Source organism: Chitinophaga sp. XS-30 (assembly GCF_008086345.1).
GTDB lineage: Bacteria > Bacteroidota > Bacteroidia > Chitinophagales > Chitinophagaceae > Chitinophaga.
In genome coordinates, this window is the sequence record NZ_CP043006.1 from 4167132 (window position 1) to 4179100 (window position 11969).

Annotated in this window: 9 protein-coding genes; all 9 read left to right on the forward strand. The window is 54.3% G+C overall.

The window, feature by feature from the left end; all coding sequences use genetic code 11:
• Positions 1-73: 73 nt before the first annotated feature.
• The 9 genes from FW415_RS25560 to FW415_RS17025 all read left to right on the forward strand — a co-directional run bounded on the left by FW415_RS25560 (position 74) and on the right by FW415_RS17025 (position 11679).
• Positions 74-1366: an efflux RND transporter permease subunit gene (locus FW415_RS25560; protein ID WP_148387432.1), complete on the forward strand. Its 1293-nt coding sequence runs from the start codon at positions 74-76 to the stop codon at positions 1364-1366.
• Complete coding sequence (locus FW415_RS25565) at positions 1363-3300, forward strand: efflux RND transporter permease subunit (protein WP_256378878.1); 1938 nt, start codon at positions 1363-1365, stop codon at positions 3298-3300. Before FW415_RS25560 ends, FW415_RS25565 begins: the two co-directional genes overlap by 4 nt.
• Positions 3284-4537, forward strand: a complete 1254-nt coding sequence (locus FW415_RS16995; RefSeq protein ID WP_210420720.1) for a TolC family protein — start codon at positions 3284-3286, stop codon at positions 4535-4537. The genes FW415_RS25565 and FW415_RS16995 overlap by 17 nt, the downstream gene beginning before the upstream one ends.
• On the forward strand, positions 4515-5699 hold the full coding sequence (locus tag FW415_RS17000) for an efflux RND transporter periplasmic adaptor subunit (RefSeq protein ID WP_148387438.1): 1185 nt from the start codon (positions 4515-4517) through the stop codon (positions 5697-5699). Before FW415_RS16995 ends, FW415_RS17000 begins: the two co-directional genes overlap by 23 nt.
• Positions 5700-5703: 4 nt before the next feature.
• Entirely contained in the window at positions 5704-6909 is a 1206-nt protein-coding gene (locus tag FW415_RS17005; RefSeq protein WP_148387440.1) for an efflux RND transporter periplasmic adaptor subunit, read from the forward strand.
• A 35-nt stretch (positions 6910-6944) separates the two neighbouring features.
• The gene (locus tag FW415_RS17010) at positions 6945-7493 is read left to right on the forward strand and encodes a DUF3347 domain-containing protein (RefSeq protein WP_148387443.1); all 549 of its coding nucleotides are present in this window, start codon (positions 6945-6947) and stop codon (positions 7491-7493) included.
• Between the two features lie 35 nt (positions 7494-7528).
• A complete protein-coding gene (locus FW415_RS17015; protein ID WP_246858781.1) occupies positions 7529-9595 on the forward strand; it encodes a copper-translocating P-type ATPase in 2067 nt (688 codons plus the stop codon).
• 155 nt (positions 9596-9750) lie between these two features.
• Positions 9751-10338 carry an RNA polymerase sigma factor gene (locus tag FW415_RS17020; RefSeq protein ID WP_148387448.1) on the forward strand — a complete coding sequence of 196 codons (588 nt, stop codon included), beginning with the start codon at positions 9751-9753 and terminating at the stop codon, positions 10336-10338.
• A 102-nt stretch (positions 10339-10440) separates the two neighbouring features.
• Positions 10441-11679: a FecR family protein gene (locus tag FW415_RS17025; RefSeq protein ID WP_148387450.1), complete on the forward strand. Its 1239-nt coding sequence runs from the start codon at positions 10441-10443 to the stop codon at positions 11677-11679.
• Positions 11680-11969: the final 290 nt, after the last annotated feature.

Consider the following 11969-nt stretch of genomic DNA (forward strand, 5'->3'; position numbering starts at 1 on the left):
CTGACAGGTCCGCTCCGCTATTGTTATTCATCATACCAGCCGGCACAACAACCGGTTACCAGCAATAATCACTATGGTACATCGTATTATCGAATGGTCCATCCGCAACAGGTTCATTGTACTGATACTTGCATCCGTCCTGTTTGTCTGGGGATTCTTTGCCGTGAAGCAAAATCCCATCGATGCCATACCTGACCTGTCCGAGAACCAGGTGATCGTGTTCACGGAATGGATGGGCCGGGGGCCGCAGCTGATCGAGGACCAGGTGACCTATCCCCTGGTCACCAACCTGCAGGGGCTTCCCCGCATCAAATATGTGCGCGGGTCGTCCATGTTCGGCATGAGCTTCATCTACATCATTTTCAAGGATGATGTAGATATCTACTGGGCAAGAGCAAGAGTGCTGGAAAGGCTGAGCACCATTTCCCGGACCCTGCCTGCCGGCATAACACCGCAACTCGGTCCCGATGGCACCGGCGTAGGCCATATCCTCTGGTACACGCTGGACGCGCCGCAAATGGATCTCGGCGAACAACGGGCCTTGCAGGACTGGTACGTAAAATTTGCCCTGCAGAATGTAGATGGCGTCAGCGAGATCGCATCCTTCGGCGGCTTTCAAAAGCAATACCAGGTGACCCTCGATCCCAACAAACTGCTCTACTACAACCTCTCCGTTCCCGAAGTGATCGGCGCCATCCGCGCCAATAATAATGAATCGGGCGGAAGGAAGTTCGAGCTAAGCGATATCGGGTACATCATCAAAACCTCCGGCTACCTGCAATCCCGGGAAGAGATCGGGGATATTGCCGTTAAAACCCGGAACAGCATCCCCGTGAAAGTGTCGGACATCGGCACCGTGCAAATGACCGGTGAAACAAGACTGGGGATCTTTGACCAGGACGGCGAAGGCGAGCGTGTAGGCGGTATCGTTGTCATGCGATACGGAGAGAATGCCGCCGACGTGATCGAGAAGGTAAAAGCCAAAATGCAGGAAGTGGCCAAAGGCCTGCCGGAGAAGGTGAAATTCGACATTGTTTATGACCGCGGGGAGCTGATCCGGGAATCCATATCCTCCATCAAACATACCCTGATCGAAGAAATGATCGTCGTTTCCCTCGTCGTTATCATCTTCCTCTTTCACTGGCGCAGCGCCCTCAGCATTATTATCCAGATCCCCGTTACCCTGGCTGCCAGCTTCATCCTGCTGAATGCCTTCGGCATTTCGTCCAATATCATGTCCCTCACCGGTATTGCGCTGGCCATCGGGGTGATCGTGGATAACGGGATCATTATGAGCGAGAACGCGTATAAACATCTTTCAGAACGGTACGCTGCCTGGGAAGCGGCACAAAAATCAACATCATGAACTGGTTCAGGAAAATAGCCGGAAAGAAAACGCCGGATTGGATCAGCGAGGAAGAACGGCTGAAAGTAATAGAACGGTCCAGCAAGCAAGTCTCCCGCGGCGTATTCTTTGCAACGATCATTATCATCACCTCTTTTTTACCGGTGTTCATGCTAACGGGGCAGGAAGGCAAGCTTTTTCATCCGCTGGCCTTTACCAAAACGTTCATCATGATGGTGGATGCCTTGCTGGTGATCACCCTGGCGCCGGTGCTGATATCCTTTTTCATGAAAGGAAAATTCCGGCCGGACCATGCCAACCCCGTGAACCGTGTACTGGAGAAGATATATGAGCCGGTTATCCGTACGGTGCTCAAATGGCGGAAGACCACCATTGCCGTGAACCTGTTGGCGCTGGCCATCACCATTCCGCTGCTGAAGAGCCTGGGCAGCGAGTTCATGCCGCCGCTGGATGAGCAGAGCATCCTGTTCATGCCGGTTACGCTCCCGGATGTATCCAACGCGGAAGCCAAACGCATCCTGCAGGTGCAGGACAAGATCATCAAATCTCTCCCGGAAGTGGAAAAGGTACTGGGAAAGGCCGGGCGGGCCAGTACCGCAACGGACAACTCCCCCATCAGCATGATCGAAACGATCATCATGCTCAAGCCGAAATCGGAATGGCGGGAAGGCATGACCAAAAAGGATATCATTAACGAGCTGGATGCCAAACTGCAGATCCCTGGTGTGGTCAATGGCTGGACGCAGCCCATCATCAACCGGATCAATATGCTGGCCACCGGCATCCGTACCGATGTGGGCGTGAAAGTCTACGGACAGAATCTGGACACGATCGCAGCTGTTTCCGAAAAGGTAAAAAAGGCGCTGGAAGGCACGCCCGGCATTATGGACCTCTATGTGGAGCCGGTGACGGGCGGAAAGTACCTGAGCATTGATGTGCGCCGGGCTGACCTTGGCCGTTACGGACTGAGTGTGGACGATGTGAACCAGACCGTTGAAACAGCACTGGGCGGGGCGCCCATCGGCAACACCATCGAAGGGCGGCAGCGCTTTTCCATCAGCGTAAGGCTTGCGCAGGATTACCGGAACAGCGTGGAGCGTATCCGGCGGATACCGGTCATATCACCGGTCTTCGGCGAAGTGCCGCTGTCCGCCGTAGCGGATATAACCTTCGAGAACGGTCCGCCGATGATCACGTCTGAAAACGCCATGCTCCGCGGGGCTGTGCTGTTCAACGTGCGCGACCGCGACCTGGGCAGCACCGTGCAGGAAGCGGTTAGCAGAATGAACGAAGCAAAAGGCATCCTGCCGCCGGGGTATTACCTCGAATGGAGCGGGCAATATGAGAACCTGATCCGCGGGCAGCAGACGCTGTTATGGATGGCTCCGCTGGTGCTGATCATCATTTTCTTTTCCCTGTATTTCGCTTTCCATTCCATCCGCGAAGCCTTCCTGAGCCTGATCACCGTTCCGTTTGCCCTCATCGGCGGCGCATATATGATATATTTCTGGGGCGTCAACCTCTCCGTTGCGGTGGCGGTGGGATTCATTGCCTTATTCGGCATCGCGGTGGAAACGGGTATCGTGATGGTGATCTATCTGAATGATGCCATGCAGCAACTGGTGAATAAAAAAGGAAATTCGGCGGACACCATCACCCGGCAGGACCTGCTGGAGCATGTTGTACATGGCGCCGCCAAACGCCTGCGGCCCAAGCTCATGACGGTCTGCGTATCCCTCTTCGGCCTGATACCGGTACTGTGGGCCTCCGGCGTGGGCACCGATGTGATGAAGCCTATCGTGCTGCCGATGATCGGCGGTGTGCTGACCTCTTCGACGCATATCCTGCTGGTAACGCCGCTCATCTTTTTAATGTCAAAAGAATATGAATTAAGGAAGTATGGAAAACTGCAAATACATGAAGTCCGTCATTAGCCTTTTCACCTGGCTCCTCCTGCTTTGCGCGCCGTCCTTGTATGCGCAGCAGGCGGAAGTGTTGCCGCTGGACAGTGTTTTAAGCCGTATCGACCGGCAGAACGTGCTCCTGCAATCCTACGGCCTGAAAGCAGAAGGGTTCAGATACAGTGCGGACGCCGCTACCGCGTGGATGGCCCCGATGGTGGGCGCCGGCACCTTCATGACGCCCTACCCGGGTCAGACGCTCATGGATGGCCGGGACCGGGGAAACCTGATGTTCCAGCTGGAGCAGGACATCCCCAATCCCGCAAAGCTCCAGGCCAGGAAGAAATACATCGCCTCGCAGGGAGATGTGGAAAGAGCAGGGCGGGACGTTACCCTGAATGAGTTGAAAGCCCGGGCAAAGCAGCTGTATTACGGCTGGCTGATCGCCATGCAGAAGATCAGGGTGCTGACGGAAAACGAAAAGATATTGCAGACGATGAAAAAGATCGAAGAAGTACGGTATCCCTACAATCAATCCAGTTTGGGAAGTGTGTATAAAGCGGATGCAAAGATCGAAGAGAACCGCAATATGATCCGCATGCAGGAGGGCCTGATCGCCAAATCAAGAGCATGGCTGAACAGCCTCATGAATGCGCCGGGCAACCAGGCTTTTGAAATTGACACCGCCCATGCGCCTTCGTTCTCCCCGGCGGCCTCCTACGATACCGCCAGCCTCGCCACCCGCAGGAAGGATGTGTCCGTGATGAACGAAAGCATCCGCTCCATGCAGCTGAACATCGAAAGTATGGAAAATGACAGGAAACCGGATTTCAGGCTCCGGTTCGATCACATGCAACCGCTGTCCTCCTCCATGCCCAAAGGCTTCAGCGCCATGGGCATGATCAGCATTCCCATTGCGCCATGGGCCTCCAGGATGTATAAATCCGAAATAAAGGCCATGGAGCTGAACATCATGGGCATGGAAAAGGAGAAAGCCGCCATGCTGCAGGAGGCGCAAGGCATGTTATATGGCATGCAGTACGAGATACAATCCATGCAAAGCCGCATCAGCAACATGGAAAAGAAGATCATTCCTGCCTTGCAACTGGCGATGGAAGCCAACTTCCGGAATTACCAGGAAAACAGGCTGGAACTGACCAATGTTGTGGATACCTGGGAAGCGCTGACCATGATGCAATCCGAAGTGCTGGATGAGAAAGGGAAACTTTACGAAATGATCGTTGAATATGAGAAACAGTTATATCGCTAGTACGATAATAGGGCTCATTGCCGCCGCCGGCCTGGCCTCCTGCAAGGGAGAAGCGCCGGAGCGCGCAAACAGGGAACTGGTGGTAGACAGCAGCAGCACCGCGCTGACCAAAGCCGTCAACACACAGGTTGTCTCCGGCATCCCTGCCATCATGCCTGAAAGCGGCGCCCGCATATTCACCGCGAAGGTAAGCGGCGCCACTGCCTATGATACCCGCCGCAAGACGGGTATTGCCAGCAAGGTCAGCGGAAGGATAGAACGTTTGCTGATCAGGTACAACTATCAGCCGGTGAAACGCGGCCAGCTGATCATGGAGGTATATTCCCCTGACCTGGCCGCGGCACAGCGGGAACTGTTGATGATCGCGGCATCGAAGGATGCTGCCATGCTGGAAAAAGCGAAACAACGGCTGTTGTTGCTGGGAATGCCCGCTTCCGGTATAGCCGGGGTATTGCGCACCGGCAAAATCCTGTACCGCATCCCGGTATTCAGCAACAGCAACGGCTACATCCTGGAAAACGGCAGTACCGGGCCACAAGGGCCATCCGCACCGATGCCGGCTGCCTTGCCTGCGGCGAGCGACGGCATGGGCATGAGTGGAAGCGCCATACCTGCTGCAGCCTCCCCTGCCCCGGCTGCCAGTCCCGTTCTGCTGAGAGAAGGCCAATACGTCAATGCAGGGCAAACCATGTTTACGGTGTACGAAGCTGGCGGCCTGGTGGCGGAGTTTTCCTTTGCCCCGGCGCTGGCGGCCGGCATAAAAAAAGGGCAAAAACTATTGTTTCATCCCGTTGATGACCGCAACAACATGCAGGCCGGTCTCATCGGCCTTGTGGAACCCGTTTTTCAGCGCGATAGAAACTTTGTACTGGTCAGGGTGTATATCAAAGACAGCGGCCTGAAACCTGGCCAGCTGCTTACGGCCTATTTGCCGGTGGTTTTCCCGGATGGATATTGGGTGCCGAAGGAAGCGGTCTGGCGCCTCGGGAACAGGGCTGTTGTTTTCAGAAGAGAAGGTGATGTATATAAACCTGCAGACGTAACTGTTGGCGCGGAATTGGAGGACAAAGTACAGATCATTACGGATATCCGGAACTGGCAGATCGCCGCCAATGCCGCTTACCTGGTGGATAGTGAAAGCTTCATAAAAATAAAACCATAGCAACATGCAGCGGATAAATTTTCTGAAAGCTTTGGCCGTTATACCCTTCGCATGGCTTGCTGCCTGCGAAGGAAAGAACGAAAGCAAAACGGCGGAGACCGGTCAGCAGACCTACACCTGCCCGATGCACCCGCAGATCATTCAGCACAAACCGGGCACCTGCCCTATTTGCGGAATGGACCTGGTGCCCTTTGAAAAGAACAATACGGATGCTTCGCTCACTTTAAGCGAAAGCCAGATAGCGCTGGCCAACATCACCGTTATGACAGCGGGAAAGGACAGCCTTTCAAACTACAAACAGCTGAATGGCAGACTGGCCGTTGATCCGGAGAGAACCGCCGTGATATCCGCCAGGATAGCCGGACGCATCGAAACATTGCAGGTCAGGGAAACGGGCGTGAAAGTAGAGAAAGGGCAACCGCTTTACAGCATTTATTCGGAGCAGCTGGCCAGCCTGCAACAGGAGTATATGATAACAGCAGCCCAGGTCAGGGAATTCCCCGGCGATGCAAAATTCCGGCAGCTCGAAGAAGGCGCCCGCCAAAAATTGCAGCTGTATGGCCAGTCAGATGCACAGATCAATCAACTGATGCGATCCGGCAAAACCAGCCCTTATGTTACGTATGCCGCCCCCGTCAGCGGGATAGTTGCCGAACTGTCCATATCACCGGGCCAATATGTTCAGGAAGGCAGCGCCATAATGCGGCTGGAGGGATATGACCGGCTATGGGTGGAAGCGGATATTTATCCAGCCGAAGCCAGGACGGTTCAGACCGGGCAATCCGTAAAAGTAGCCGTTGCGGGCTGGGAGCATGCACCGCAGGAAATGACCATACAGTTCATTGATCCGGCACTGCAAAGCAACAGCCAGCGCATACAGGTGCGGGGCACGGTAAATAATCCCGGCCTTCAATGGCAGCCGGGCCAGCAGGTGAATATCCTGCTGCCGGTTAAAAGCAAAGGCAACACGCTGAATATTCCTGTGGATGCCGTGATCAGGGAAGCGGCCGGCGCGCACGTATGGATAGCGGAAGGGAAAGGAAAATTCCACCCGCAGCCGGTCAAAACGGGTATGGAAACCTTCGACGCCGTGGAGATCACGGAAGGGCTTGAGGAGGGAGACCGGGTCGTCATCACCGGAGCGTATCTGCTCTACAGCGAGTACATTTTAAAACGGGGCATGAACCCCACGGCGGCACATCAACATTAGTCATATCACTTATTATTCAATAAAACGCAACTTTTATGAAATCTTTGATCAGAACAACTACCCCTTTAGCGCTGGCAGTATTGCTTTCAGCCTGCGGGAACAATGCAGGAAAAGAAAACACAGCAGCACATGAACATGCAGATCATGACCATTCGGAAATGCCGCATACCACATCCGCTGTTCAATTAAAAGACGACAAACTGAATGCCGTTTATCCGCATTACATTCACCTGACCAACGCCCTTATCAACGGTGACGCCGCCGAGGCAAAGATCGCGGGCAACGCAATCGCAGCCGGCACAGCAGGAATGTCAGGCGCCGATGCGGTGAGAAGTGCCGCCAATACCATTACATCGGCTACGGACATCGAAGCGCAACGCGTAGCCTACAGTACGCTGAGCAATGATTTTATTGCACTCGTCAAACAATCCGGACTGAAGAGCGGAGAATTGTATGTTGATTTCTGCCCGATGGCCCTGGACAACCAAGGCGCATACTGGCTCAGCGCCGGCAAGGAAATCAAAAATCCATATTTTGGCGAAAAGATGATGACCTGCGGAGAAGTGAAGGAGACGCTTGAATAACCGTTAACATTCCTGGCCACACTAACATAATGACGATGGAAAATCACCACCACCAGCACATGCATCACGATGAACATGCGCATCACAAGCAGCAGGACAGCACCGGCGGGCATGATGAACATGCACATCACAAGCAGCAGGACGACACGGGCGGGCACGATGAACATGCCGGCCATCATACGGAAGACTTCCTGAAGCGGTTCTGGATATCGTTGATCATCACCATACCCATTTTACTGTTATCCCATATGATCCAGCAATGGATCGGCTTTTCGTGGACTTTTCCGGGAGACCGGTACGTGCTGCTGGCGCTGAGCAGTTGCTTGTATGCCTATGGCGGCTGGCCTTTCCTTTCCGGCCTGGTAGCGGAATTGAAGCACAGGAACCCGGGGATGATGACATTGGTTGGTGTGGCCATTACTACCGCTTATGTTTACAGCGTTGCCGTGATCTTCGGATTGCCGGGCATGGATTTCTTCTGGGAGCTGGCCACGCTGATAGACATCATGCTGCTGGGGCATTGGCTGGAAATGAGATCGCAATTGGCGGCTTCCGGCGCCTTGCAGTCCATGATCGCGCTGATGCCTTCCGTCGTGCATGTGGAGCGGAACGGCGAAGTGGCCGACATTTCCCTGAAAGACCTCCGGAATGGCGACCTCATGCTGATCAAACCGGGAGAGAAGGTGCCGGCTGACGGAATGGTGCTGGAAGGCAGCTCGGATGTGAACGAGAGCATGCTCACCGGCGAAAGCGTGCCGGTAAAAAAGGGAAAGGATGACAGAGTGATCGGCGGCGCCGTAAACGGTGACGGCGTATTGAAGGTAAAAGTCACCGGCGCCGGCAGCGACAGCTACCTGAACAAAGTGATCGGCATGGTGCAGGCCGCGCAGGGAACAAAATCCAGAACGCAGAACCTTGCGAACAAGGTGGCCAGGTGGCTGACCATCGTGTCCATCAGCGTAGGCGTTATCACATTCGTCATATGGTATGCAGCCGGGCGGGAGATGGCGTTTGCCCTGGAAAGAATGGTAACGGTCATGGTCACTTCCTGTCCGCATGCCCTTGGTGTAGCCATACCACTGGTCGTAGCCATTTCCACTACCCTCTCCGCTACGCATGGGCTGCTGATCCGTAACCGTACCGCTTTTGAAAATGCCCGGAAGCTGACGACCATTATTTTTGATAAAACCGGTACGCTGACCAAAGGTTCGCACGAAGTACAACAGATCATCCCGCTCGGGGATCAGTATTCATCCGATCAGCTATTGCAGTACGCCGCGGCATTGCAGCAAAATTCCGAACATCACATTGCGCAGGGCATCATGCGCAGGCTGAAAGACAGTGGGCTTGAGCTGTGGACCTCCACCGGCTTCAAATATATGCAGGGCATGGGCGTGTCAGGCACAGTGAACGGAAAAGCAGTGATTGCAGCAGGACCGAATTATTTCCGGGAGAACAAGACTGCATTGCCGGAAATACCAGGTGACGTTGATCAGTCAACCGATACGGTGAATTTTGTTTTGATAGATGATGTGCCCGCCGGGATCATCACCCTGGCGGACAGCATCCGCGATACCTCGGCGGAAGCGATCTCCCAGCTGAAGGAGATGCATATCAAATCCTTTCTGCTGACAGGTGATAACGAAAAAGTGGCCGCCGCTGTTGCCGCAAAACTGAAAATGGACGGTTACCTGGCGAATGTGCTGCCGCATGAGAAGCAGGACAAAGTGAAAGCATTCCAGCAGCAGGGCGAAATCGTGGCCATGACCGGCGACGGCGTGAATGATGCACCGGCGCTGGCGCAGGCTGATGTTGGCATTGCGGTAGGTTCCGGAACAGATGTGGCAGCGGAAACGGCAGATATCATCCTCGTGAACAGCGATCCGAAAGACATCGTTCAGATGATCGCATTCGGAAGGGCCACATATCGCAAAATGATCCAGAACCTGCTTTGGGCCGTCGGTTATAATGTCATAGCCATTCCGTTGGCCGCCGGCATCCTGTATCCGGAATTTATGTTAAGTCCCGCCATGGGCGCGGTGCTGATGAGCGTGAGCACTATTGTGGTGGCCATCAATGCGAAATTGTTGCGGGTGAAATAACGGCATTTTTTGTACTTTACCGCCCGGACACGGCAAACAAACACTAAACATGCTCAGCCGCAGGTACTTTTACCTCGCAGGGAACCGCATCTGAAAGTAGCCATTACCGGCACTTGCTATTGTTTGCATAAAAGGGGGTCAATACAAAATCGAATTTGCCAGCCAGTTCAACATACAACGGGAATGAATTGCTTGCGCGCATAGCACAAGGCGATGCTGCCATATACCCTTATCTTCACGATACGTATTATAATTCCCTGGTGTATTTTTCCCTCAGCATCACGCAGGACCAGCAGCAGGCGGAGGACATTGCGCTCGATGCACTGGTCAAACTATGGCAGGCGCCGGCCCGCTTCGAATCCATCGGAAAATTAAGGAGTTACCTTTTCACCCTCGCCAGGAATGCCAGCCTCAACTACCTGAAACACCTGCGGGTAAGGCAGCGCACAGCACAGGAACTTTCCGGAACGGAAATACCGGTAGATGCCCAGCTGGAATCGCTGGTAGTGGAATCGGACCTGATGCGCCTCATTTACCGGGAAGTGGCCGGGCTCCCTGAGCCTTACCGCCAGGTAATATCGCTGCTTTACATAGAAGACCTCCCTTCCGCCGAAGCCGCGGAACGCCTTGGCATTAGCATGGAGAACCTCCGGCAGCGCAAAGGCCGGGCCATTAAGGAACTGAAGAACAAACTGCTGCGGAAAGGTCTTGGCGACCTTTTACCCCTGCTCCTTTTCCTGTAATATCAATGCCGGGCATATCCCGCGCTCCCCCACCATCATATTCAACTAAAAAAAATCTGTCACGCTTCCCTCCCTTCAGTTGTTTTACTGAAAATAACGGGCATGACTCAGGAGGATTTCCCTTTTTTTAATATCGAATCGCTGGAACCTGTAGCACCGCTGCTGCAAAAACTGCTGACGGAAGAACCGCTTTCAGAAGGGGAACAGCAACTGCTGCAAACCTGGAAGAACAGCTCCCCGGAGAACCAGGCGCTTTTCGACCGCCTGCAGGACCCGGAAGCTGTGCAGGCCATGCTGAAAACATGGCATGGTATAGAGTTGCACCGGGAAATGAACAAACAGCGCGGCCTGAGCAGGATACGCGAACTGATGAAACCCGCAGCCCCCCTTCGCAACACACATCCCATACGGCGCAGGTGGCTCAGGTATGCAGCCGCGGTCGTATTGCTGGGAACCGCGGCCTACTTCTGGATCACGCAGCGGAATACGGACCGGATACTGGTCCATCGCGCGCCTGCCGCGGCAACGGACGTCATCGCTCCGGGGCGTGATGGCGCCGTCCTGACACTGGCGGACGGCTCTGAAGTGGTGCTGGACAGTATTGCCAACGGCATTGTAGCCAACCAGAACGGCGTGCAGGTGTTCCTGCGGAACGGCCAACTGGGTTATGATCCCACCGGCACGGTATCCGGACAAATCGCCTGGAACACCATCAGCACGCCGAAGGGGCGGCAGTTCAGGCTGCTGCTGCCGGACGGCAGCAAGGTATGGCTCAACGCCGCCAGCGTCATTAAATATCCCACCGCATTCACCGGTGAAGAACGCCGGGTAACGCTCGAAGGGGAAGCCTATTTCGAAGTAGCCAGGAATGCGCGGATGCCTTTCAGGGTCGCGCTTTCCGACGCCACCAACGTAGAAGTGCTCGGCACCAGCTTCAATATCAATGCCTACAGGAATGAAGCCGGAATAAGCACAACACTGCTGGAAGGTGCGGTGAAGCTGCATACGCGCAAACAATCGCAAACGCTCAAACCCGGCCAGCAGGCGGTGCTGAAGCGTGCGGGAGAACAGCTGACACTGGTCCCGGATGCGGATATCGACAAAGCCATGGCCTGGAAGAACGGCCTGTTCAATTTTGAAGATGCCAGCCTGGAAGAAGTGATGCGGCAGCTGGAACGCTGGTATGATATAGAAGTGACCTATGCCAAAGGCGTTCCCGCCATCCGCTTCGGAGGCGAGATCAACAAGCAGAATACCTTGCAGGATGTACTGCTCATCCTCGAAAGGTCTAATGTGCATTTCCGGCTGGAACAAGGACGCAAACTGGTTGTAATGCCATAAAACATCAACTGTACCTGAATACGATCACCATAAAATCAAACCGCATGACAGCATGAAATAACAGCCTGAAGGGACGCCCATAAAAAAAGCCGAAGGTGCTACCAACACCCCCGGCAGAACGGTTGGGCCGATCCCTGTAAACAATTTTCCTTCGAAGAATAACCGCTTATTTTATCAACCCAAACCAGATGTAAGTTATGGATTTTACAGCTTATCCCAAGCCGTCTCCTGCTGCCGCGCCTGTCTGGCAGCTCCCGGCTCAGGGGGTATCAACCAAATCGCTGTTCGCG